Annotated in this window: 20 protein-coding genes; 6 read left to right on the top strand and 14 right to left on the bottom strand. The window is 63.8% G+C overall.

Annotation, left to right across the window (positions count from 1 at the left end):
* Positions 1-5: 5 nt before the first annotated feature.
* Complete coding sequence (locus tag CDPAHKCJ_RS09965) at positions 6-1,100, top strand: branched-chain amino acid aminotransferase (RefSeq protein ID WP_166019677.1); 1,095 nt, start codon at positions 6-8, stop codon at positions 1,098-1,100.
* 250 nt (positions 1,101-1,350) lie between these two features.
* Positions 1,351-1,821, top strand: a complete 471-nt coding sequence (locus CDPAHKCJ_RS09960; RefSeq protein ID WP_043333207.1) for a DNA polymerase III subunit chi — start codon at positions 1,351-1,353, stop codon at positions 1,819-1,821.
* Positions 1,822-1,836: 15 nt separating this feature from the next.
* Here CDPAHKCJ_RS09960 and CDPAHKCJ_RS09955 read toward each other — a convergent pair whose 3' ends face one another.
* Positions 1,837-4,791, bottom strand: a complete 2,955-nt coding sequence (locus CDPAHKCJ_RS09955; RefSeq protein ID WP_166019676.1) for an ATP-binding protein — start codon at positions 4,789-4,791, stop codon at positions 1,837-1,839.
* Positions 4,792-5,054: 263 nt separating this feature from the next.
* On the opposite strand from CDPAHKCJ_RS09955, the gene CDPAHKCJ_RS09950 reads away from it, so the two are divergent.
* Complete coding sequence (locus tag CDPAHKCJ_RS09950; protein WP_166019675.1) at positions 5,055-7,898, top strand: valine--tRNA ligase; 2,844 nt, start codon at positions 5,055-5,057, stop codon at positions 7,896-7,898.
* A 111-nt stretch (positions 7,899-8,009) separates the two neighbouring features.
* Here CDPAHKCJ_RS09950 and CDPAHKCJ_RS09945 read toward each other — a convergent pair whose 3' ends face one another.
* Complete coding sequence (locus CDPAHKCJ_RS09945; RefSeq protein ID WP_166019674.1) at positions 8,010-8,528, bottom strand: META domain-containing protein; 519 nt, start codon at positions 8,526-8,528, stop codon at positions 8,010-8,012.
* A gap of 315 nt (positions 8,529-8,843) precedes the next feature.
* Here CDPAHKCJ_RS09945 and CDPAHKCJ_RS09940 point away from each other — a divergent pair, with 315 nt between their 5' ends.
* The gene (locus CDPAHKCJ_RS09940; RefSeq protein ID WP_166019673.1) at positions 8,844-9,545 is read left to right on the top strand and encodes a phosphatase PAP2 family protein; all 702 of its coding nucleotides are present in this window, start codon (positions 8,844-8,846) and stop codon (positions 9,543-9,545) included.
* A gap of 55 nt (positions 9,546-9,600) precedes the next feature.
* Here the strand turns inward: CDPAHKCJ_RS09940 and CDPAHKCJ_RS09935 are convergent, their stop codons facing one another.
* From CDPAHKCJ_RS09935 to CDPAHKCJ_RS09920, 4 genes are all read right to left on the bottom strand, one after another.
* Positions 9,601-10,827: a diguanylate cyclase gene (locus CDPAHKCJ_RS09935; protein WP_166019672.1), complete on the bottom strand. Its 1,227-nt coding sequence runs from the start codon at positions 10,825-10,827 to the stop codon at positions 9,601-9,603.
* 285 nt (positions 10,828-11,112) lie between these two features.
* Positions 11,113-11,553, bottom strand: a complete 441-nt coding sequence (locus CDPAHKCJ_RS09930) for a VOC family protein (RefSeq protein ID WP_166019671.1) — start codon at positions 11,551-11,553, stop codon at positions 11,113-11,115.
* Between the two features lie 174 nt (positions 11,554-11,727).
* A complete protein-coding gene (locus CDPAHKCJ_RS09925) occupies positions 11,728-14,115 on the bottom strand; it encodes an FdhF/YdeP family oxidoreductase (RefSeq protein WP_166019670.1) in 2,388 nt (795 codons plus the stop codon).
* Between the two features lie 31 nt (positions 14,116-14,146).
* Positions 14,147-14,938: a formate dehydrogenase accessory sulfurtransferase FdhD gene (locus CDPAHKCJ_RS09920; RefSeq protein ID WP_240916752.1), complete on the bottom strand. Its 792-nt coding sequence runs from the start codon at positions 14,936-14,938 to the stop codon at positions 14,147-14,149.
* 329 nt (positions 14,939-15,267) lie between these two features.
* Here CDPAHKCJ_RS09920 and CDPAHKCJ_RS09915 point away from each other — a divergent pair, with 329 nt between their 5' ends.
* Positions 15,268-16,386, top strand: coding sequence for a rhodanese-related sulfurtransferase (locus tag CDPAHKCJ_RS09915; RefSeq protein WP_166019668.1), 1,119 nt, complete (start codon positions 15,268-15,270; stop codon positions 16,384-16,386).
* Positions 16,387-16,455: 69 nt separating this feature from the next.
* Here the strand turns inward: CDPAHKCJ_RS09915 and CDPAHKCJ_RS09910 are convergent, their stop codons facing one another.
* The 8 genes from CDPAHKCJ_RS09910 to CDPAHKCJ_RS09875 form a co-directional block, all read right to left on the bottom strand.
* Positions 16,456-17,343 carry a LysR family transcriptional regulator gene (locus CDPAHKCJ_RS09910; RefSeq protein WP_166019667.1) on the bottom strand — a complete coding sequence of 296 codons (888 nt, stop codon included), beginning with the start codon at positions 17,341-17,343 and terminating at the stop codon, positions 16,456-16,458.
* Positions 17,344-17,511: 168 nt separating this feature from the next.
* Entirely contained in the window at positions 17,512-17,643 is a 132-nt protein-coding gene (locus CDPAHKCJ_RS09905; protein ID WP_043333217.1) for an entericidin A/B family lipoprotein, read from the bottom strand.
* Between the two features lie 151 nt (positions 17,644-17,794).
* Positions 17,795-17,926 carry an entericidin A/B family lipoprotein gene (locus CDPAHKCJ_RS09900; protein ID WP_107335644.1) on the bottom strand — a complete coding sequence of 44 codons (132 nt, stop codon included), beginning with the start codon at positions 17,924-17,926 and terminating at the stop codon, positions 17,795-17,797.
* Positions 17,927-17,949: 23 nt separating this feature from the next.
* Complete coding sequence (locus tag CDPAHKCJ_RS09895) at positions 17,950-18,081, bottom strand: entericidin (protein ID WP_346773917.1); 132 nt, start codon at positions 18,079-18,081, stop codon at positions 17,950-17,952.
* Positions 18,082-18,146: 65 nt separating this feature from the next.
* Positions 18,147-19,142 (bottom strand): zinc-dependent alcohol dehydrogenase family protein, encoded by a 996-nt coding sequence (locus CDPAHKCJ_RS09890; protein WP_166019666.1) that lies wholly within the window; start codon positions 19,140-19,142, stop codon positions 18,147-18,149.
* Positions 19,143-19,321: 179 nt separating this feature from the next.
* On the bottom strand, positions 19,322-20,101 hold the full coding sequence (locus CDPAHKCJ_RS09885) for a TSUP family transporter (RefSeq protein WP_240916751.1): 780 nt from the start codon (positions 20,099-20,101) through the stop codon (positions 19,322-19,324).
* A 204-nt stretch (positions 20,102-20,305) separates the two neighbouring features.
* Positions 20,306-22,378: a TRAP transporter permease gene (locus CDPAHKCJ_RS09880; RefSeq protein ID WP_166019889.1), complete on the bottom strand. Its 2,073-nt coding sequence runs from the start codon at positions 22,376-22,378 to the stop codon at positions 20,306-20,308.
* Between the two features lie 363 nt (positions 22,379-22,741).
* Positions 22,742-23,749 carry a TAXI family TRAP transporter solute-binding subunit gene (locus CDPAHKCJ_RS09875; protein ID WP_166019665.1) on the bottom strand — a complete coding sequence of 336 codons (1,008 nt, stop codon included), beginning with the start codon at positions 23,747-23,749 and terminating at the stop codon, positions 22,742-22,744.
* Positions 23,750-24,153: 404 nt separating this feature from the next.
* On the opposite strand from CDPAHKCJ_RS09875, the gene CDPAHKCJ_RS09870 reads away from it, so the two are divergent.
* A complete protein-coding gene (locus tag CDPAHKCJ_RS09870; RefSeq protein ID WP_166019664.1) occupies positions 24,154-24,582 on the top strand; it encodes an HIT family protein in 429 nt (142 codons plus the stop codon).
* Positions 24,583-24,687 lie beyond the last annotated feature (105 nt).

Genomic DNA, 24,687 nt, shown 5'->3' with positions numbered 1-24,687 from the left:
CCCACGTGACCAAAGGCTTCGACGTCCGCGCGTCCACGCAACCGGCGGATGCTGCCGTTCGTGACACCATTCTGGCCAATCCCGGCTTCGGCCGTCACTTCAGCGATCACATGGCCCATGTACGCTGGACCGCCGACGGCGGCTGGCACGGCCATGAAGTCCGCCCCTACGGCCCGCTGAGCCTCGACCCTGCCGCCTCGGTACTGCACTACGCCCAGGAAATCTTCGAAGGCATCAAGGCCTATCGTCATGAAGACGGCTCGGTGTGGACCTTCCGCCCCGAGAAGAACGCCGCACGTTTCCGCAACTCCGCCCGCCGTCTGGCACTGCCGGAGCTGTCCGACGAGGACTTCGTCGGCTCGCTCAAGGCCCTGCTCGCGCAGGACAGCGCCTGGGTGCCGACTCCGGCCAGCGTCAGTGACGAATGCAGCCTCTATCTGCGCCCGTTCATGATCGCCAGTGAAGCCTTCCTCGGCGTGCGTCCGTCGCGTGAAGTCGATTACTACGTGATCGCCTCACCGGTGGCGGCCTACTTCAAGGGCGGCATCAAGCCGGTCTCCATCTGGCTGTCCTCGCACTACAACCGTGCGGCCGCCGGCGGTACCGGTTTCGCTAAGTGCGGCGGCAACTACGCGGGCTCACTGGCCGCGCAGAGCGAAGCTTCCGCCAATGGCTGTGACCAGGTCGTGTTCCTGGACGCCGCCGAGAACAAGTGGGTCGAGGAACTGGGCGGCATGAACCTGTTCTTCGTCTTCAAGGACGGCCGCCTGGTCACGCCGCGCCTGACCGGCACCATTCTGGAAGGTGTCACCCGTGACTCCATCCTGACCCTGGCGACCGATCTGGGCCTGACGCCGGAAGAGCGCCCGATCAGCATCGACGAGTGGCGTGAAGGCATCGCCTCCGGCGAGATCACCGAGGTGTTCGCCTGCGGTACCGCCGCCGTCATCACCCCGGTGGGCGAGCTGGTCAGCGAAGACGGTCGCCTCGACCTGACCGCCAATGCCGGCGATGTCGCCATGCGTCTGCGCAGCCAGCTGCTGGACCTGCAATACGGTCGCGCCGAAGACACGCGTGGCTGGATGACGCGTCTGGCATGAGTGCACTGACATGAGTGCTTTGACATAAGCGCTCTGACATAAGTGCTCTGAAACACGTCCTCGAGCCTGCCCCCGGGGCTCGAGGGCTGATCGAAAACCCAAAGGCCCGCCTCTCTTGAGGCGGGCCTTTGGGTTTCTGGCGCGCGGATATCTGACTGCGGAAAGATGTCACGGGAGGCAGGCTGCATCGAAGCCACGCGGCGAGTGCGGTATCCTGAGCGCTCGAGAATTCCTTGCCCGAGCGGTGCCCATGACCCAGATCGACTTCTACATCCTGCCCGATACCACGCTGGAAGCCCGGCTGGAATTCGCCTGCCGCCTGGCCGAGACCATCCACGCCAAGGGCTTTCGCCTGCATGTGCATGTCGAGGACGAGGCGATGGCGCGTCAGTTCGATGAGCATCTGTGGCAGTTCCGCCCGGAAAGCTTCGTGCCCCATGCGCTGGACATCGATCTCGACATGGCCGCACGTGAGGCCGAACACGCCGACGACGTGCCGCGCCCGCCAGTGACCATCGGCTGGCAGGATGCGCCGGCGCCGGGCATCGAGGCGCTGCTCAACCTGCACCCCGAGATTCCCGAATGGTTCTCGCGCTTCGAGCGCGTCGCCGAGATCATCAATCAGCATCAGGATGTGCTGGTGACCAAGCGTGAATGCTGGCGCACCTACAAGTCGCGCGGCTATGCCGTGCGCTCGCATCAGCTCAAGGGCGTCAGCTGAGCGATACGCCCTGCGTCACTGGTCCGTATTGCAGGCACGCTGGAAGTTGACCATCAGATGCGTCATCCAGCGCTCGATATCGGCCATGCAGGGCGGACTCTCGCCGCTGTCGAAGAAGGCCTCGGGCAAGCCGCCTGCGGTCTCGCTGGCGTCACGCTCCCCGAGTCGCACTGCCCATAGCGGCAGTTCACGTGGCATGCGCTGGATCTCGGCAAACAGTGCCGCCACGTTCATGTCCGGCACATCACCGAAGATGACCAGGCACGGGCTGACATCACGCACCAGACGCAATGCCTGGGCGGCACTGCTGGCGATGATGATCTCCAGATTGGCGACATGACTGCCGATCACCTCGAGGCGCAGACGGTCCTGCGCCCGCGTGCTGATCACCAGCCAGCGACAGGGCACCGGCAGCACCTTGTCCGCCGACCACGCCGCCTGGACGACGCGCTCATGGGCGCTGACATCCGCCAGCGGCAACCAGACCCGGAAGCTGGCACCCTCGCCCAGCTCGCCCCGTGCCGTGATGTCCCCTCCCATCCGGCGGGCGAGTTCCCGCGACAGCGCCAGCCCGAGCCCGGTGCCCTCGATGCCTGAATCTTCACGCCCCAGACGCGAGAACGGCTGGAACAGCTGGACCGCCTGCGCGGAATCAAAGCCGAAGCCGCCGTCGGTGATTTCCACCCAGCCCATCTCCACTCCGCTGGCATTGTGCTCCTGGCCGATGGCCAGACGAATCCAGCCCCCCTCGCGGTTGTACTTGATGGCATTGCCCATCAGGTTGCCGAGAATCTGATCCAGGCGACGCTGGTCGGCATTCAGCCACAGTGACGCGCCTTCCAGTGACAGCGATAACGTCAGGTTGGCGCTCTCCAGTCGCGGCTGATATTGCCCGGCCAAGCGGATCAGCTTCTGGCCCACCGAAAGGGGCTGGCAATCCAGTGGCAGGTCACCGGCCTCCAGACTCGACATCTGCAGCACGTCCTCGATCAATGCCGACAGCTGCGCCGCCGCATGACTGGCCTCGTCCACGTAGCGGCGCTGCTCGCGGGTCAGGTCGGCTTCCTCGCAGAGCAGATCCGTGAAGCCCATGATGGCGTTGAGCGGCGTGCGAATCTCGTGACTGAAACTCGAGAAGAAACGCGACTTGGACTGGCTGGCCTCGGTGGCACTGTCGCGGGCCGCCTCCAGCAGCTTGAGTGACTGCTTGTGGCGCTGGATGTCCAGCGCCAGCCCGGTGGCGCGCTGCGGCCGGCCCTCATGATCACGCCGGGTGATCTGGCCTCGAATCTGTACCCAGACCCAGTGACCGCGCGCATGCCGATAACGCACGTCGCGCGCCTCGGCCCAGCTTTCCCCGTGCATGACCCGCCAGCGCGCCTCGAGCAGACCGACGAGGTCTTCCGGGTGCGTCATGGCGTCCAGATCCGCCAGATGCATGCTGGCGCGTACCGGCAGCCCCAGCATCAGGAAGAAATTCTCGTGCAGGTAGAGATCGTCCTGATCGAAGTCGTAACGCCAGGTGGCATCGCCGGAGGCCGCCATCACCATCTCGACGTGCCGCGCACCTTCGGCGCGTTCAAGCTCGATCTGGTCACGGCGCTGAGCCGCTTCGCGCAGCGCCTCACCGGCCTGGTCCAGCTCCTGCAGCTGGAAGCGCTCGCGTACCACGGGCTGGCCGCGACCGATGCGCAGCGCCATGTCGCTGAGGCGTGCCAGTGATTCGGACAGGGTGGCCGCCATGGCCTCGGCCCGCCAACGCATCACCACCAGCAGGGTGAAGAAGAACAGGATCAGCCCCACCAGCATCACGTAGCCCAACTGATTGAAGCGCTCATTCCAGATATCGATGCCGCTGCTCACCTGCTGCGCATCCACCACCGCCAGCAACCGCCAGTCGGTGCCCGGCACCGATTGCCAGCCGACCAGACGCTCACCGGCGAGCAAGGAAACGCTGCGCACGCCCTGCGCCTCATCCGAGATACTGCGCAGCAGATGCGCCATGGCAGGGGAGTTCTCGACATCATGCGCCGTATCGAGAAAGCGATCGTGCAGCAGCGGCATCGGCACGACCTCAGGGTCGGGCTGGGGGCCGAAATCCTGCTCGCCGACACTCGGCATGGCCATGACGACATCGTCACTCACCAGAATCAGGTAGGCGCCCCAGGGCAGCTCGGCGTTCTCGAGCCGCTCGACCAGGGCATCGAGGGTGACGTCGATCCCGACCACGCCTTCGAGGAAGTCGCCGCGATGGACCGGCATCAGCGTCGAGACCAGCCAGCCGCTGCCGACCGGATCCTGGTAGGGCGGCGTGATGACAGCGCCACGGCTCGGGTTGTTGCGATCATCCGCCAGATAGTAGAAGCCGTAGCTGGTGAGGTCGACGCCGGGCGTGAAGATGTTGCGGGTATCGGTCCATGGCAGCATGCGGAAATAGCCGTCGTAGCCGGAGAACCAGATCTGACGCAGCTCGGGTTGCGTGGCGAGCATGTCCGACATCTGGGCATCCATGGCCGAGAGGCGCACCACCTTGTCGTGGTCCTGCAGATAGCTGGGCACCAGCGAGGAGTAATAGGAGCCGGCGCCACCATCGTCCTCGGCGACGTACAGGGTGCCGTCGCTCGCACTCATGTGGCGCTTCAGCTCCTGCTCGCGTTGGCGGGCCGTCACGGGAGTGTCCATGTGACGCAGCGTGCTGCGCGCCAGCTGGCGGGCATCGCTGCGCCAGTCGTCCGCCAGCAAGCTGATGTGCTCTGCCTCGTAATGGGTCAGCTGCTCAAGCTGGGTATTCACCAGCTCACTGCGCGTGGAGTCCTGCTGCCCGGAGACCAGCCAATGCAACACCAGATAGCAGCCCAGCAGCGCCACCTCGAGCACCAGCAATGGCACCAGCGCATGACGCAGCAGTTCATGCCAGACCCAACGACGAGTCGGACGAGGGGCGCTGTCCGTGGGGCGAGGCTGGGACATTGCGGCTCCGCGAGCGTGAGGAATGGAAAGTATGCGAGGCGACGAGCCTCGGCGTCATGTAGTTGCGACAGGATACGGCATCAATGCGTGGATGTTGCCTGCTTTGTGCCTCTCCTCTCACCAGCACCTCACGGATCGACACTGGCAAGACCGAATGACGCCCGTCATCAGCAGCGCTATAATCGAGCCCATTTTCTGCCTGCGCTGCCCCGCTCACTGAGCCGGCGCGGGACGTCCCGCCCAACCGGATCATTTGCAGACCCATGGACAAGACCTACCAACCGAACGCCATCGAGACGCGCTGGTACGAGCGCTGGGAATCCGAGAATCGCTTTGCGCCGTCAGGCCAGGGCGAGAGCTTCTCACTGGTCATCCCGCCGCCCAACGTCACCGGCTCCCTGCACATGGGCCACGCCTTCCAGGATTCCATCATGGACACCCTGGTACGCTGGCGCCGCATGCAGGGCCGCAATACCCTGTGGCAGGTAGGCACCGACCACGCCGGTATCGCCACCCAGATGCTGGTCGAGCGCAAGGTCGCCGCCGAAGAAGGCAAGACCCGCCATGATCTCGGCCGCGAAGCCTTCACCGACAAGATCTGGGAGTGGAAGGAAGAGTCCGGCGGCAACATCACCCGCCAGCTGCGTCGCATGGGTACCAGCATCGACTGGAAGCGCGAACGCTTCACCATGGACGATGGCTTCTACAAGGCCGTTCAGGAAGTCTTCGTGCGTCTGCACAAGGAAGACCTCATCTACCGTGGCAAGCGTCTGGTCAACTGGGACCCGACCCTGCACACCGCGATCTCCGATCTTGAAGTCGAGAACCGCGAGCAGCAAGGCAGCTTCTGGCACTTCCGTTATCCGCTGGCCGATGGCGTCAAGACCGCCGATGGCAAGGACTACGTCGTCGTCGCCACCACGCGCCCGGAAACCCTGCTGGGTGACACCGGCGTGGCCGTCAATCCCAAGGATGAGCGCTACGCAAGCCTGGTCGGCAAGTTCATCGAACTGCCGCTGGTCGGCCGTCGCATCCCCATCGTCGCCGATGAACACGCCGACATGGAAAAGGGCTCCGGTTGCGTCAAGATCACCCCGGCCCACGACTTCAATGACTACGAAGTCGGCAAGCGTCAGGGCCATCTGCTGATCAACGTGATGAGCCAGGATGCCACCATTCTGGAGCGCGCCGAGATCTATGATCTGCAGGGCCGTCCGCAGCCCGAGGAAGATGCCAGCCTGCCGGCCGCCTACGCCGGTCTGGATCGCTTCGTCGCGCGCGAGAAGCTGGTCGCCGACATGGACGCGCTGGGCCTGCTGGAGCAGGTCGAGGCCGTCAACAATACCCTGCCGCACGGTGACCGCTCCGGCGATGTCATCGAGCCGCTACTGACGGACCAGTGGTTCGTGGCCGTCGAGGAGCTGGCGCGTCCGGCCATCGAGGCGGTCGAGAACGGCGACATCGAGTTCGTGCCCAAGAACTACGAGAACATGTACTTCGCGTGGATGCGTGACCTGCAGGACTGGTGCATCTCGCGTCAGCTGTGGTGGGGCCACCGCATTCCGGCCTGGTATGACAACGACGGCAACGTCTATGTCGGCCGCAACGAGGAAGAAGTCCGCGCCGAGAATCACCTGGGAGCCGACATCGAACTGCGTCAGGACGAAGACGTCCTCGACACCTGGTTCAGCTCCGCGCTGTGGACCTTCGGCACCCTCGGCTGGCCGGCGGACACGGAAGAGCTCAAGACCTTCCACTCCACCGACGTGCTGGTCACCGGCTTCGACATCATCTTCTTCTGGGTGGCGCGGATGATCATGTTCACCCTGAAGTTCAAGGGTGAAGTGCCGTTCCGCAAGGTCTATGTACATGGTCTGGTGCGCGACAGCCTCGGCCAGAAGATGTCCAAGTCCAAGGGCAACGTGCTCGATCCCATCGACCTGATCGATGGCATCGGTCTGGATGAGCTGGTCGAGAAACGTACCGGCAACATGATGCAGCCCAAGAAGGCCAAGGCCATCGCCAAGGCTACGCGCAACGAGTTCCCGGAGGGCATCGAACCTCACGGCACCGATGCGCTGCGCTACACCCTGCTGTCACTGGCTTCCACCGGGCGTGACGTGAAGTTCGACATGGGCCGTCTCGATGGCTATCGCAACTTCTGCAACAAGCTGTGGAATGCAGCGCGTTACGTGCTGATGAATGCCGAGGACCAGGATTGCGGCGTCAATGGCGAAGCCGTTGAACTGTCGCTGGCCGATCGCTGGATCATCGCGCGCCTGCAGCAGACCGAGCAGCAGGTCACCCGCGCGCTGGAAGAATTCCGCTTCGACCACGCCTCCCAGGCACTCTATGAATTCATCTGGAACGAGTACTGCGACTGGTATCTGGAGCTGTCCAAGCCGGTGCTGTGGGACGAGAATGCCAGCGCGGAAGCCAAGCGCGGCACGCGTCGCACCCTGGTGCGCGCCCTCGAGACCATCCTGCGCCTGATTCACCCGATGATGCCGTTCATCTCCGAGGAGATCTGGCAGCGCATCGCACCGCACGCCGGCAAGGCGGTGGAAGGCGAGAGCATCATGAGCCAGGCATGGCCGCAGGCCGAAGCCGACCGGATCGATGAGCAGGCCATCCGCGATATCGAGTGGCTGAAAGGCATCATCATCGCGATCCGCAACGTGCGCGGCGAGCTCAACCTGTCACCGGCCAAGCCGCTGGAAGTCTTCCTGCAGCATGGCGCGGCTGGCGATGCCGAGCGTCTGGAAGCCAACCGTCTGTTCCTCTCCAAGCTGGCACGTCTGGAAAGCATCACCTTCCTGGCGACAGGCGACGAAGCGCCGATGTCCGCCATCCAGCGCGTCGGTGAGCTGGAAGTGCTGGTGCCGATGGCCGGCCTGATCGACAAGGAAGCCGAGCTCAAGCGCATCGACAAGGAGCACGAGAAGCAGCAGAAGGTCATCACCGGCCTCGAGAACAAGCTCGGCAACGAGAAGTTCGTCGGTCGTGCACCGGCCGATGTGGTCGAGAAGGAGCGCGCCAAGCTGGCCGATGCCCAGGCGGAACTTGCACTGCTGGAAAGCCAGCGCGTCAAGATCGAAGCGCTGTAAGTCACGCTCGCTCTCTACGCAAGCAAAAGCCCCCTGCACCGAACGGTGCAGGGGGCTTTCTCGTTTCTGGCAGCCCGCTCGCGGATCACCTCTACCAGCGCATCGAAGGCGTTACTCGGCGACGTCTTCCAGCGGCAGGAAGGTGGCCAGCAGATAGCCGGTGTCATCCATCACGCGCAGCCGAGCACTCTCGCCACTGCCGACGACCTGATAGCTGGCCACCTCTTCCAGCATGCGGTTGAAGGCGTTGGACTGCTCCGGGTTGGGACACATCTTCATGGTCGAGGCCAGCGGGCCGATATCCAGCGACTGGCGAGATTCATCCAGCACCACCGGCCCCATCAGACGATTGCAGCCGTTGCTGCCCACCAGGCGCAGACGGTCATCCTCCTCATCCGCCAGCTGCTCGGGGGTCGGGGCCTGCAACAGGAAATTGGGGGTCTCGCCGTCCTCGGTCTTCGAGAAGCTCCAGGTGGTACCGACCAGCGCCGGAGCAGCTGCCATGCCGTCATTCCCGCCACGGGTGCCGGACGTACTCATGCCGGGATGGCTGGCGGCGCATCCGGCCAATAGAGAAGCGGCAATCGCCAGCGAAGTGGCAAGTGATGGACGACGCAAGTAGATGCTCATGACGAGCCCCCTCGTGGTGAGCCTGTCCCGATGCCAGGCCATGGTGGAACGATACGGATGGATAACGCCTGTCGCGACCCTCACGCGCATGCATCGTTCTCTGTCGCGTAGAGCGGCCTGTGCAGCGGGTGTTGTAGTCATGACAGAAGCGCTTGTCAGATCGCGTCTGACGCAACGATGCATCTCTGGAAGGAGAGTTCGAAAACAGTGTTTCTGAAAGATCTGACAAATTACCATACGTCGTCCAGCAAGCGATATGGCTGGATTGCTGATTATTGATGACACCTCGCACCATCTGCACCGGGAGGGACAGAGATGCTGTCCAGACGACTACTGGCTCTCAATGCCGCAGGATTTGCCTTGCTGATCAGCTGGTGGGTACCTGCACTGGATTTCTGGCCCGATCTGGACGGCCGGGTATTCTGGGCCTTCAACCACCTCATCTCTCCGCTCAATCCGCATTGGGATACCCTGCTGGGGCTGCTCAATACCCGCTTTTTCGATGCGGCGGCATTCGGGCTGATGGGAGTCCTGTTCTGCTGGGCGATGCTTGAGGATCCTCGTCCCGATCGTTACCGACACTGGACCAGCCTTGGCATCACCATGCTGCTGACCGCAGGGATCATTTCGCTGTTCGTGCTGCGTGCCATCAGCTACGGCCATGCCAGTCCGACTCGCGTCTTCCAGCACGCTCAGCATCTCTCCGAACTGGTGTCCTTCAAGACCAAGGATTCGGCCTCGAACAGCTTCCCGGGGGATCATGGCCTGATGCTGATGGTCTTCGCCAGTTTCATGCTGGCCTTCGCACCACGACGCATCGCGCTGTGGAGTCTGGCATTCGTGGTACTGCTGAGCGCACCACGCATCATGGTCGGTGCCCACTGGTTCAGCGACGTCTATCTGGGCTCGCTCAGCATTGCACTGATCGCGTTGCCCTGGGTGCTGTGCACGCCCCTGGCGACAACCGTTGCCCGTGGCATGGAAAACGCGCTGACTCGATTCAAGCCACACGCCTGAAGCAGCTTTCGTGAACCTGCACTCAAGATTCTGAACTCAAGACCCTGAACTCATGTCAGCCGACGAGGGGTGTCCGTGAGAAAGGGGTGGAGTCCTTGTGATGCTGCTTTTCCTGGCAGTCATCCTCCTTGTCACGAGTGCCCTCCTCCACGGCCTCTGCCTTGCCAAGTCCGCCGCCGTCATTGCCGGGGGGCGGAGGGCTGATATCGGCCGTGGCGAAGCCTGTCATCTCGTGTTCCCCACCGGCCACCACCTGATCACGCCCATTGTGCTTGGCGTGATACAGCCGCCGGTCGGCCAGCTGCATCAGCTGATCCAGCGAATCGACCTCATGACTGATGGCAATGCCGATGGAAACCGTGACCGGCACCGGCGTGCCGGCGAAGACCGGAGGAGACTTGGCCAGCAGGGAGCGCATGCGTCCTGCCACGGAGATGGCCTCGGTACGCCCGATACGCGGCAGCAGCACCAGGAACTCCTCGCCACCGACACGTCCGGCGCGATCGCCCTGACGCAGCGTAGCCGTCAGCAGACGGCCCAGATGGCGCAGCACTTCATCCCCGACGGCATGGCCATGCAGGTCATTGACGCGCTTGAAGTTGTCCGCATCCAGCATCAATACCGCACAGGGCACTCCGTCACGCCACCAGTCCTCGGCGTGGCGCAGTATCTGGCGGCGATTGAGCAATTCGGTCAACTCATCACGACTGGCATCCTTCAGGTACTGACGCTCGAAGTGTTCGGTCAGCGCCAGCATGCGCCACAGGAAGGTGACCATCATCAGGAAGACCGCGAAGAGGTTGGCAGACTGCAGCACCCAGGCGGGCAGGACACTGCCCTCATGCAGGACTGGCGAGACCATCAGCGCCGAGACAGCCGCCATGAACAGCATCAGTGTCGTCACCACTCGAACTCGCGCCGCCAGCGGGGCCAGGTGGATACCGGCCATCACGATGAAGAAATAGTACTCATAGCCCGCCGAGAGCCCGAAACAGAAAACCGAGAGCCAGGCCAGCAGCGTCAAGGCGCTCATCATCAGGGCCAGGCCCAGCGTCAACTGGTGCGCCCGGTGCAGCATCACGCCCAGCACGGACACGAGCGCCATGATGCCGCTGACGAATGCCAGCCGCGGCTCGTTGAAGAGAGTGAAGAAGGGAACCCACACCACGAAGAGGCCCATAAGCATCAGATAGACCCAAAGATAGGCATGGTAGAAACGACGATGCTCCACGGCGAGCAATCGTGGTTCATGACGTAGCCAGGCGCTTACGACTCTCGGCATCAGGCAGTCCTTGCCAGCTAGGCAGTGTCCGCGTGGCGGTCCCTCACGCGACTCCAGGAGGTGCAACATCGCGGCGGGTGGGCAGCAAGAGAAAGGTAGAAGGTATACCTGCCTGCCGCGATGACACCTCACAAAGGCCGAGCACGACATGTCGCACATCATGCTACGGGGCTTATGAACTTCATTACATCATAAGCCCTGCTGGGCGATGCACCAGTCATAATTCGGCTATTGCGTTGCCTGGATGCGACGCTTACGGGCACGTCAACATGCAGGCTTGCTTGCTTACCAGCTGCCCGTGTTGCTCATGGAGACCCAAGGCTCCTGCGGCGCAAGGGCGTCACCGGCCTGCAGCAGCTCCAGCGAAATCCCATCCGGGCTCTTCACGAATGCCATGTGGCCGTCACGCGGCGGGCGATTGATGGTCACGCCGTTATCCATCAGATGCTGACAGGTAGCGTAGATATCCTCGACGCGATAGGCCAGATGGCCGAAGTTGCGCCCACCTTCGTATTCTTCCGGGTCCCAGTTATGGGTCAGTTCCAGCATCGGCGCCTGCATCTCGCGGGCACGTTCGGCATCCTGCGGGGCTGCCAGGAAGATCAGCGTGAAGCGGCCCTTCTCGGAATCCTTGCGCGAGATCTCGACCATGCCGAGCAGGTCACGGAAGAAATGCAGTGAAGCGTCGACATCACGGATACGCAGCATGGTGTGCAGATATTGCATGGATCACTCTCTTGAACGGTGGCTTAGGCAGCACTGAGGACGGAAAAGACGTGTGCCGAGCGTAGCTGGCTCGGCGCACGGGAATATTCTAGACACACGACTGCCGCGCGACGAGTCTCCTCGCCACGCGGCAGTGTGGTGATGCATGCACCCTGCTGCTGGCATCTCGCGCCGTCAGACAATGCGTGAACTGCGCTCCAGACGCACGGGCACCGCCTTGGAGGATGGCGTGCCGGTATCAGCGCCGTGGCTTTCCAACGCGACCAGCACGTTGGTTTCCGGATAGTAGGCCCCGATGCAACCGGCCGGGATGTCGTACTCGACCAGACGGAACTGCGGCGCACGCCGCTCGCTGCCGTCCGGACGCGGCTCGCCGAGCATGTCGACCCAATCACCGTCGGCCAGCCCCAGCCGCGCCAGGTCTTCACCATTGATGAAGATCACCCGCCGCTGACCGGACACGCCACGATAGCGGTCGTTGTAGCCGTAGACGGTGGTGTTGTACTGATCGTGACTGCGCATGGTCTGCAGCGTCAGCCAGCCGTCACGCCGCGCCAGCTGTTGATGCATCACCGACTCCGGCAGCGGCATGTGCGAGAACTCGGCCAGGCCGCTGGAGGTCGGGAAGGCAAGCTCGCGTGCCGGATTGGCGAGGTGGAAGCCGCGCTTGTGTGCCAGCCGTGCATTGAAGTCCGCGAAGCCGGGAATGACCGCCGCGATCTCGTCACGGATCAGATCATAGTTCTCGCTCAGGGCCTGCCAATCGACCGGATCACTGCCCCCTCGCGCCGGCAGCACGCGCGCCAGAGTGGCACGCGCGATCGCCGCGATGATGCCGGGCTCGGAGCGCAACTCAGGGCTGGCCGGCGCCTTGATGCCTGCGCTGGAGTGCACCATCGACATCGAGTCCTCGACGCTGATGTGCTGGGAAGCCACCTGTGAGGAGCGATCGATCTCGCTGCGACCGAGACACGGCAGAATCAGCGCATCGGTCTGCTTGCCCATCACCAAGTGACTGCGATTGAGCTTGGTGCTGATCTGGACGTTGAGCTCGAGGTTGCGCATCGCGGCCTCGGTCCGCTCGCTGTCCGGCGTGGCACGCGTGAAGTTGCCGCCCAGCGCGATGAAGGTCTTCGCCTTGCCCTGCTCCAGCGCCGCCAGGCTCTCCACGGTGTTGTAGCCCGGCGTACGCGGCATGCTGACGCCGTAGCGCGCTTCCAGCGCATCGATCAGCCAGGCGGGCGCCTTCTCGTCGATGCCCATGGTGCGATCGCCCTGGACGTTGGAATGGCCACGCACCGGACAGGCCCCGGCACCGGGGCGACCGAAGTGTCCTCCGAGCAACAGCAGATTGACGATCTCGCGCACACTCTCGACGGCATGCAGATGCTGGGTGATGCCCATCGCCCAGGTGCAGATGACGTTGTCGGCGCCCGCGAAGATGGTCGCCGCCTCCTCGAGCTGAGCGCGTGTCAGGCCGGACTGGTCCTCGAGGGTTGCCCACTCGGTCGCCTCGACCAGCGCCTGCCAGGCCTCGACGCCCTGGGTATGCGCCTCGATGAAGCTGGCGGCGCGCGTGAATTCGCCGCGTGCCTCCATCGCGAACAGCGCCTTGGCCATGCCACGCACCGCCGCCATGTCGCCGCCCATGCGCGGCTGGTAATAGCGATGGCTGATGGGCTGGCTGGACAGGGTCATCATCTCCAGCGGCGACTGCGGGTCGGCGAAGCGCTCCAGCCCCCGCTCACGCAGCGGATTGAAGCTGACGATGCGCGCGCCACGCCGTGAGGCACGCCGCAGATCGCCCAGCATGCGCGGGTGATTGGTGCCGGGGTTCTGACCGAACACGAAGATGGCATCGGCGTGCTCGAAGTCCTCCAGCAGCACCGTGCCCTTGCCGACGCCGAGGCTCGCCTTCATGCCGACACCGCTGGCCTCGTGGCACATGTTGGAGCAGTCGGGGAAGTTGTTGGTGCCGAACAGACGCACGAACAACTGATAGAGATAGGCCGCCTCGTTGCTGGCACGCCCCGAGGTATAGAACAGCGCCTCATCCGGCGACGTCAGCGCGCTGAGGTGCTCGGCGACAAGCGCGAAGGCCGCGTCCCAGCTGATCGGCATATAGCGATCACTGGCCGCGTCGTAGCGCATCGGCTCGGTCAGGCGGCCCTGATCCTCGAGCATGAAGTCGTCCCAGCCCAGCAGCTCCGTGACGGTGTGCTGAGCGAAGAAGCGCGGCGTGACCCGCTTGGCGGTCACTTCCCACGCCACCGCCTTGGCGCCGTTCTCGCAGAATTCGAAGGAGGAGCCGTGTTCCGGGTCTCCCCAGGCACAGCCGGGGCAGTCGAAGCCCTTGTCCTGATTGGCCTTGAGCAGGGAGCGCACGCTCTTCCACGGCGCCCTGGAGTGACTGACATGCTGACCGACACTCTTGAGCGCGCCCCAGCCGCCTGCCGGCCCGGAATAGGCGGCAATGCGCGGATGACGTGTCTGTTGCGCATCCTCGCGGGGCAGATGGGTAGACGCAGGCGTCTCGATCTCGGGGGCAGCAATGTCGGTCATGTCAGGATCCAGTGGCCAGGAGGAACAGGAGCTAGGATATATGGGGGCGCTCAGCGTTACCGCTGAGCAGTTCGAGTCGACGCCCGCGGTGGGCACAGATCAGATTGAGGTCGCAGGCACGCGCGATCTCGACAGCGAGTCGCGAGGGCACCGCGAGGGTGATCAGGGTCGGAATGCGCGCACGGATGGTCTTCTGCACCAGCTCCAGGCTGCAGCGGCTCGACACCAGCAACGCCTCGGGCCACACACCGCTGTCGAGGCTCATGCCGATCACCCGATCCAGCGCATTGTGGCGACCGATGTCGGCGCCCTGCGAGATCAGACCGCCTTCGCCGTCCAGCCCCAGTGCCAGATGCATGCCGCGGCGCGTGGCGCGCTCCAGGCGCTCCAACCCACGTATCAGCGCATCGGGTGCCAGCGCTGCCCGTGGCGGCAGACGCATGAGTCCCGCCATCAGCTCCGCTTCGTCCTGCACGCCACAGGCGCCACAACTCGAGACACTGCTCTCACGCCGCTGATGACGCTCGGCCTTGCGCGCCAGCGAGTCACTGACCTCAAGACGCACCGCCAGTCCATGACGCAGCCGCGAGAGATGGATCGCCGAAACCTCGTCACGCCGCGTGATCCAGCCCGCGGTGAAGGCATGCCCCAGCGCCAGCGGCTCAAGGGCCTCTGGACTCGCCAGCAAGGTGCCCATCGCGGTGTCATTGAGCGCGAGACTCACCGGCAGCTCCGATGGGCCATCCAGCTCGCGCAGCGGCACCTCGCGGGCATCCGCATAGCCTGCAGCGCCTGGCGCTTGTTGATAGAGCGAATCTTTCATTACGGCTCTCCGTGGCGCAGGTGCGTGGCGAGAATGGTGCGCGCACTCCTCACCCAACCTCTGCCCAATATGGGAACATCCTACCGCCATGCCATGAGGGCGACCAATTGAGCCGAGCCGCCAATTGATAGACACCATCAATGAAGGTGACGTCCTGCCGGTGACAGCCATGCGGGCCATCGCGGCGGGCGAGAAATTCGCGCGCGAGTCGCGTAAAATGCGTCGCCGACCCTTGAGGGTGCCCCTGCTGTCGCGATATCCGCCGGCCGCTCTCATCTCTCGATCATCCTGCTCCGGATTTACGTTCCGGCCCGCATGAGGACCTTCGCATGACCGACACTACCGACCTGACTGCCGCGCCTGATCAGGCCAGCGCCCCGCAGCTGACCAGCACGTCTGCCTCCGCCCGCCCCAGCCCGCTGGCCCCGCAGCATGTGGTCTGCGCGCTCTACAAGTTCGTCACCCTCGAGGACTTCGAGACACTGCGCGACCCGCTGCTGGCGGTGATGAACGAGCACGCCATCCGCGGCACCCTGCTGCTGGCCCGCGAAGGCATCAACGGCACCGTGTCCGGCTCACGCGCGGGCATCGATGCGCTGCTCGCCTGGCTGACCAGCGACCCGCGCCTGGCCGAGCTCGACACCAAGCAGTCACTGGCCGAGCAGGCGCCCTTCCTGCGCGCCAAGGTCAAGCTCAAGCGCGAGATCGTCACCATGGGCGTCGAGGGCATCGACCCGCGTCACACCGTCGGCACCTATGTGGAGCCGAAAGACTGGAATGCGCTGATCTCCGATCCTGAGGTGCTGCTGATCGACACGCGCAATGACTATGAAGTGGAAGTGGGGACCTTCGCCGGTGCCGTCAACCCGAACACCACTGCCTTCCGTAATTTCCCGGACTACGTCTCGCGTGAGCTGGACCCGACACAGCACCGCAAGGTGGCGATGTTCTGCACCGGTGGCATCCGCTGCGAGAAGTCCACGGCCTATCTCAAGGAGCAGGGCTTCGATGAGGTCTATCACCTCAAGGGCGGTATCCTGAAGTATCTGGAAGAGGTGCCCGAGGAAGAGACGCTGTGGCAGGGCGAGTGCTTCGTGTTCGATGAGCGCGTCACCGTCGACCACCAGCTGCGCCCCGGCCAGTACGATCAGTGCCACGCCTGCCGCCTGCCGATCACCGAGGAAGACAAGCAGAGCGAGCGCTATCAGAAAGGCGTCAGCTGCCCGCGTTGCTACGACAAGCTGAGCGACGCCCAGAAGGCGCGTTTCGCCGAGCGCGAGAACCAGATTCGCCTCGCCAGAGAACGTGGCGAAGCCCACCTGGGCATGGATGCCGTCGCCCAGATGCAGGCACGGCGCGATGCCAAGCAGCAGCAGCGTGAAGCCGCCCGTCGTGCCGCGCTCGAAGCCAGCAAGAAGCCCAGCAAGAAGCCCAGCAAGAAGAGCTGATAGCAGCCAACGTCGCTTTCGCTACCCGAACACCCCGTCTCGACGGGGTGTTCTGCGTTTCAGGCTCACTCAACCGGCCACACCCGCCGAGTGGGGCAGCGAACGCAGCAGCTCCAGCACGGCATTCAGCCGTCGGCTGCGCTGCTGGCCACTGCGCCACAACAGCCCGACCGTCTCGCCCTCGCCGGGCAGTCGACGCGCGATCAGCCCTTCACCAAGCCGCGAATCGGCCAGGTTCTCCGCCAGCACGCTGACTCCCAGCCCCGCCTCCAGCATCACGCCCAGGCCGGAAATCGAATTGGCCTCCAACAAGGGGGAAGGCTGCAGCCCCAGCAGCTCGAACTGCTGATTGAGGCGTCGCCGCTGCTGCATCTCCGGCGTCAGCAACACCAGCGGATAGTCACGCAGGCACTCCCACTGTGGCGCGTCGGGCAGTGAGAAATGCGCCTGACTGGCAATCAGGGCCGAATGCTCCTGATAGAGCGGCCGACAGGCGAAACCGCTCATGGCCGGCGCTGCAGGATAGCCGATCGCGAGATCCAGCTCGCCATCCTCGAGCCCCTGGGCCAGCGATGAGGTCGACAGCTCGCGCAGGCGCAGCGAGAGCTGCGGAAAGGCCTCGCGCAGCCGCGGCAGAAACTCGCCGACCGCCGCCAGCGCCGACGGCACCACGCCCAGTGACAGTCGCCCGGTCAGCACCGCGTCCGGCGACAGGTCGCCCTTCAGCTCATCCAGCTCGGCGAGAATGCGCCGTGCGTGGGTCAGCACGCGCTCCCCTTCCGGCGTGAAGCCCTCGAAGCGATGACCGCGCAGTATCAGCGCCGTGCCCAGCTCCTCCTCGAGCTGCTTGAGGCGCGCCGACAGCGTCGGCTGGGTGACATGACAGACCCGTGCGGCGCGACCGAAATGGCGTTCACTGGCCAGCGCGACCAGAAAACTCAACTGTCGATGATCCATGTCGGGTCCTTGGCTCGCGATGGCAGGAGTGACGCACGCTGGGGGCGCATGCCGTCAGCCGCATGATGACGCAAGGCGCTCCGTCAGTCAGCCTGAGCGGTGATCAGACACGAAAAACGCCCGGCACGATGGCCGGGCGTTGGATATCACCACTATCCGGGGCGTCGCTTATTGCGCGGCGTCCTGGACTGCTTCGCCAGCATGCTCGACATCCTGGCCGGCACCGTCAACGGTGTTGCAGCCGGAAAGCGCGGCTAGAGTGAAGAAAGAGGCGAAGATGAGTGCAATGGTGCGGGACATGGTCATGCTCCTTGCGGTAGTGAATATCGGGAAATCTCATGAAGACGCCAGTTCCTGCGTCTCTACCCTCATACCTTGGGCCGCCCCATGAGCTTTCAAGGGGTGAGATTCATGTTTTGTTCACTCACCGCCCATGTCATGGACAATGCCATCAACTGGCCGATTCCTCGATGGAACCCCCAAGGTGTTCGAGATCTTCCCCGAAACCTTCCACGGTATTGCAGCCACCCAACAGCAGGCCGAACAGCAGCGCGGTGCCAGTCATCATCATGAATCGTCGCATGGGCATTCCTCTCTTTCAGGCAATCAGCTGGCGGCGTTGTCGATCGAACCGCCCAGATGCTCCGGGTCCTTGCCGAAACCGGCCACGGTATTGCAGCCGGCCAGACTCACACTAGCCACCAACAGGGCAGCCACCATCAAACGCGTCATTCTCATCACTTCTCTTCCTGATCAACGGCCAATGAAGGTAAGACACCCTCACTGACCGAAGGTGCCAATACTCAACGATTTACCAGCAGAATCTTGCCCAGCGCCTCGCCGGACTCCAGCAGCTCATGCGCCTTGGCGACGTCACGGAAGCTGAACTGGTGCTCGTCGAGCAGCGGACGTACCGCACCGGCCTCCAGCATCTCGCTCAAGGCATTGAGCAGCTCCGGCTGGTCGTCCATGCCGATACCGGTCAGCAGCGGTACCGAGCGGAAGATGACGTGCAGCGACAGGTTCTTGGCGTGCAGCTGGGTCAGATCGTGGGTCGAGCGGGTGTTGATCGAGCACAGACGGCCGGAGGTCGCGGTGGCCTCGATGGAGCGATCCAGATTGTCGCCACCGACGGTATCGAAGACCAGATCGAAACCACGTCCGGAGGTCAGGCGAGTCACGTAGTCCGCGACCGCTTCCTCGCGGTAGTTGATGATCTCGTCGGCACCCAGCTGGCGCGCCAGATCCGCCTTGGCTTCGCTGGACACGGTGGTGGTGACATGCGCGCCGAGATACTTGGCGATCTGTACCGCGACATGGCCGACGCCGCCGGTACCAGCGTGGATCAGCACGTGCTCGCCTTCCTTGATCTGACCGCGCGAGACCAGCGCCGTCCAGGCCGTAAGGAACACCAGCGGCAAGGCCGCACACTCTTCCAGCGTCAGCGCCGCCAGGCTCGGGCGCTTCACGATCACCCGGGTGTCGGCGATCATGTAGTCCGCCAGAGCGCCCTGCCAGCCCTTGACGCCACCGGCACACCCCAGCACTTCATCCCCGACGGAAAAGTCCGTCACGCCTTCGCCGACGGCATCGATCACCCCGGAGACATCGCCATTGAGAATGGCCGGGAATTCCGGGTGCGACTTGACCAGCCCGCTGCGCAGCTTGGTCTCGATGGGATTGATGCTGGAAGCCGTCACCTTGATGCGCACCTGCCCCCGCGCCGGTGTCGGGGTCTCCAGTTCGCGCTCGACGAACACTTCGGGACCGCCGTACTGCTCGATGACCATGGCTTGCATGAGGAAAGACTCCTGAACGATGAAGAAAGAGACGCCATAGCCAGGCTCGGCGCCATGATGAATAGGGGGTGAGCGGCATGCCGGTGTGTCGACAGGACAGGCTGGCATTCCGTTCAGATTACCGCGAGCTTACTCCGTGTCTAACATAAGGTCAGCATCAGCTCAGCATCAGGCCAGTATCAGGTCAGCGCCAACTTGAGCACGATGATGAAGATGACCGCGACCGTCAGCCACTTGACCCACCGCGCGCCCGCGGGACTCATGTTGACCCGCGCGCCGAGGAAGGCGCCGCTCATGTTGCCGACCGCCAGCACCAGACCGTAGGCCCAGCGCACCTGACCATCGAACACGAACACCGCCAGCGCCGGCAGGGTATACATCAACACGATGAAGACCTTGAAGACGTTGACCTGGGTCAGGTCGATCTTGAGCAGCCGGTAGAGCACCACGATGAACAGCACGCCGACACCGACCTGGATGAAGCCACCATAGATGCCGATGCCGAACATCGCCAGCAACACCACGGGCGTGATGCGCTCCGGCGTCAGTTCACGGGTGTCGATGCGCGGCGTCGGCAGCAGCATCATGATCGAACACACCACCATCACCACGATCAGGACGCTCTCGAAGGCCTCGGCACTGATGCGGGTCGCCAGCCAGGCCCCCAGCATGGCGCCTGCCACGGCAGGTACGGCCAGCCGCCAGGCCACCCCCATATTGTGCGCGCCCGCCTTGAGGAAGGTGCTGGTCGCGGTCGCACTCTGCAACGTGATCGCCACACGGTTGGTGGCATTGGCCTGGGCCGCCGGCAGACCGAGAAACATCAGCAATGGCAGCGTCAGCATCGAGCCACCCGCCGACAGCACATTGATGAAACCGGCCACGCCACCCAGTGCGATCAGCGCCACTACGCTGATCAGATCAAGGCCGCTGGTCAGCCCTGCAACATCCGACATCATGCCGACATTCCTTGTCCCGCCATCCTGTTGAGTGAAGACGCCCGAGGCAGACATGCCCCAGAGCGCGCGATGCCCGACACACCACCCTCGCATGACTGAGCGGGGGCAAGTGATGCCGGGCATCGTTCATAGCATATCGCGTCACGTCACGCCTGCTTCAGCCACATCGGCTGACGCGTCTGGCGCTCATCCGACACGCCGGGCTCAGTGCGCCAGCGCTTGCTGCCGGCCACTCTGACGCACGCTGTAGGCCAGCACGCCCACGAAGATGACCAGACCCGCGAGGTCGTAGGTCAGCTGACCATGCGGCCACAGCATCAGCGCACCGAGCGGGAACATCGCCAGACGCAGCCACCAGGGCAGCTCGTGCTCCAGATAGCCTTCCAGACCCGCGACGATGGCGTAGATCCCGAACAGCGCGAACACGAACACCGTCAGCATCTCGCCGATATCGCCGGAGATCAGCGGGCTCCAGGCGAACAGCAGCGGCACGATGTAGAGGCCCTTGGCGATCTTCCAGGCCATCAGGCCGGTCTTCATCGGCGGTGTGCGGGCGATCGCGGCTGCCGCGAAGGCGGTCAGGCAGACCGGCGGCGTGACGTTGGAATCCTGGGACAGCCAGAAGATGATCATGTGGGCACTCACCAGCGCCATGGTCAGCACGTGCGGCGACAGCGCCTGCTCATACAGCTGGCTCTGGAAGGTATCCGGCACCAGCGCCAGCAGTTCGCGGGCGGCGTCCATGCTCATCGGCGCGCCCAGCAGGTCCAGCTTGTCCGGTGCGGCCAGCATGAAGATGGCCTTGGCCTGCTCCGGCAGGTTGCCCGCCGCCAGCAGATCCACCAGCTGGGAATGGGCGATCAGGTTGTAGAGCGCCGGGGCGGACAGCGTGCCCAATACGATATAGGACGCCGTCACCGGCAGGCCCATGCCCAGAATCAATGACGCCAGCGCGATCAGGATGATGGTGATCAGCAGGCTGCCACCCGCCCAGTCGGTGATCATCAGCGAGAAGGTGTTGCCGATACCGGTGGTGGAGACGACGTTGACGATCAGGCCGACGGTGATCAGCAGGATCGCCGTGGTGGTCATGTTGCGCACCCCGGCCAGCATCGCCTCGAGGATGTCGCCGAGCTTCATCGGATTCTTCGACAGCCACGAGGCCGCGATGACGGACAGGATCGCGATGCCAGCGGCGTAGGTCGGCGTGAAGCCGTAGATCAGTGCACCGACCAGCACGAACAGCGGTGCCAGATAGTGCCAGCCATCCTTGAGCACGTCCTTGAGGCGCGGGCCCTGCGGGTCATCAAGCGCCGTGGCGTCGGAGCGCTTGGCTTCGATACGCACGAACATGGCGACAGACAGGAAGTAGAGCAGCGCCGGCAAGGCAGCCACGCCGACGATGGTCAGGTACGGCACCTGGGTGTAGGACGCCATGATGAAGGCACCTGCGCCCATCACCGGCGGCATCAGCTGGCCACCGGTCGAGGCGGCGGCCTCGACGCCTGCCGCGAAGCGCGCGGGGAAGCCGGCACGGCGCATCAGCGGAATCGTGATCACGCCGGTGGAGACGGTGTTGGCGACACTCGAGCCGGACACCGAGCCCATCAGGCCGGAGGCGAACACGGCCACGAAGCCCGGACCACCCTTGAAGCGCCCCGCCGCGCAGCGCGCCAGGTCGATGATGAAGTCACCCGCGCCGGACTTGACCAGAAAGGCCCCGAACAGGATGAACATGAACACGTAGGACCAGGAAATGCGCGCGATGGAGCCCAGCATTCCCTCACCGCCGATGAAGCTTCTGAACAGCACCGTCTCCCAGGTCAGGCCCGGGAAGTTGAACACGCCGCCGACATACTTGCCCCACCAGGCCACGTAGGTCAGCGCGATCAGACACAGCACCGGGATGAACCAGCCGGTGGTGCGACGCGCGAACTCGAGGATCAGACCGACCGCGACGATGGAGACCACCCAGTCCGCGGTGGAGAACACCACGCCACGGTCATAGAGCGCATCCTCGAAGCCGATCAGGTAGAGGCCGCAACCCAGTGCCGCCAGCCCCAGCAGGACATCCACGCCCAGCACCCAGCGCTTGGCACCATCACTGGCCGGGGTCAGCATCGGAATGGTCAGCGCACACAGCAGACCGAACAGGCCGTAGTGCAAGGCGCTCACCCACAGCTCCGACAGGGTAGAGACGGTGTTGAAGTACAGGTGCGCCAGACAGATGACGATGGAAATCACGAAGACGGCACGCCCCAACCAGGGCAGCTCCATGCGCCACGGCGCAGCTTCGGCGGATTCGTCGCGCACACCGGAGAGATCCGGCTCCTGCGCTTCGCTATCAGTGGGACGAGAGGGCTCTGGCGAGCGGGAATCATGCATGGCGTTGCCTCAAGACGGGATCAGACAGCGATGGCGCAGCGGCGACTTGCGTCACCATGCGCCCGGGCTTGCGAGGAGAATACGGGCTTCTACAGCAATCATTCGTGGGCACTGCTCTGGCCTTGCGCCTCACCTTGCCCGCGCGGGGCAGTGACATGGCGCCGGACCGGCAGTGGTTTATTGGTCTGGGAAACTGCGCTGCCCTCACCGCCGCCAGAGGCGAGCGATGAGGGCAGCGGGAACATCAGGCGTGGATCACTCGGCGATCAGGCGCGCCGGAATCTCGATGCCCTGCTCCTTGAAATAACGTGCTGCACCCGGGTGCAGCGGCAGCGGCAGGCCCGCGATGGCCTTGTCGAGCGCCATGGCCTTGGTAGCCGGGTGGATGTTGTTCAGGAATGGCAGGTTCTCGTACATGGTCTTGGTGATCTGGTAGACGTCTTCTTCGGAGACGTCGTCACGCACCACCAGGATGTTCGGCTGGGCGATGGTGTTTATCGCCTTGTCCTGACCCGGGTAGGTCCCGGCGGCGATTTCATAAGGGGTCCACAGTTCGAACTGGGAGTTGACCTTGGCCAGCTGCTCGTCGGTGAAGTCCAGCGTGGTAATCTCGCCGCCCAGGTTGGCGTAGGCGCGCGTCACGGCGGAGGCCGGTGCGCCTGCCGGGATGTTCATGCCGTCGATGTTGCCGTTCTGCATCGCGTCGGCGCTCGGGCCATAGCCCATGTAGGCCAGATCCATCTTGTCGGCATCGATGCCCAGCTGCTCGAGAATGAAGCGACCAGAGCCTTCGGTGCCGGAATTCTTCTTGCCGATGGAGAAGCTCTTGCCGTAGAAGTTGGTCATGTCCTCGATGGTGCCGGTCTTGACCTCATCGTTGCGGGCCACGAAGTGCTCGACGTTCTGCCACAGCATCGAGATGCTGCGCAGGTTCTTGTGCGCCTTGTTGACCGGCGGAGTGCCATTCCATGCCCAGGCGCCGTACAGGCCCTGGATGATGCCGAACTGGGCCTGGTCCTCTTCCATCAGCTTGAGATTCTCACCGGAACCGGCGGAAGAGATCGCGGACACGGAGATGCCGGCGGTCGGCTCGAGCTTGACCTTGATCAGCGTGGAGAGTGCCACGCCGACCGGGTAGAAGGTGCCACCGGTGGTGGCGGTACCCATGATGTACTTGCCTTCCGCCTGAGCCACGGCACTGAGACCAAGAGAGGCTGCGATGGCGAGACCGAGACCGGCCTTGAGGAACTGGCGCTTTTGCATGGAGTGACTCCTTGGCGAACCTGCCGGGCGCAGGTTGAGCATTCTTGTAATGTGGTTAGGCAGACGGACATTGCGGCTGAGCAGGCTCTGGCCCTGGGCGATGCTGGCCATGTCGCGACCGACAATGCGCAAGGTAGCCCTCTTTTGCGTGGGACGTTCGTTGCGAGCCTTGGCTTCAGCGTAGGAAGAAGGTTAGCAACTGTCCGCGTGGCGCGGTATTTGGCGATGGGGGCATTGCGCAGCCTCCAGAGCGCGCACGGGCAATCCGCAAAGTGGCAGGATTCTGCCGATCTGGTCACACTGAGGGCATTCGCGAGCGTTCAAGTCAGGGAGTCCGTCACGATTCGGGTTACCCTTTGCCCTCGACACACGCCCGCCCTGCTCCATCCGATCAAGGAGAGACGATGACCCCCTTCAGCCTTCACCCGCAGCTGGATGCCGACACCCACTTCGTGGCCGACCTGCCGCTGTGCACCGTGCGCCTGATGAACGATGCGCGCTATCCGTGGCTGGTACTGATTCCGCGCCGCGATGCCATCCGCGAGATCTACGAGCTGGACAACAGCGCCCAGCAACAGCTGTGGCAGGAAACCACCCAACTGGGCGAGCTGCTGATGACGGTGAGCGGCGGCGAGAAGCTCAATATCGGCGCGCTGGGCAACATGGTGCCGCAACTGCACATGCACGTGATCGCCCGCCGCAGCGATGATGAAGCCTGGCCGGGGCCGGTGTGGGGAGTCGGCACGGCCGAGCCCCACGACAACGAGACACTGACGGTGCTCATCGACACTCTGCGCATGAAGATCGCCGAGCTGCCGAGCTATTCCTACTGACGCCGTCACCTGCGTTTTCACTGACATCTACGCTCTCGCAGACACTGCCATCTACGCTCTCACATCTACGAAAACGGGGCCCAATGGGCCCCGTTGTCGTATCTT

Source organism: Cobetia sp. MB87 (assembly GCF_011319755.1).
Classification (GTDB): Bacteria; Pseudomonadota; Gammaproteobacteria; order Pseudomonadales; family Halomonadaceae; genus Cobetia.
The sequence above is the reverse complement of the archived record's forward strand: the minus strand, read 5'-3'. Positions and strand labels throughout refer to the sequence as shown.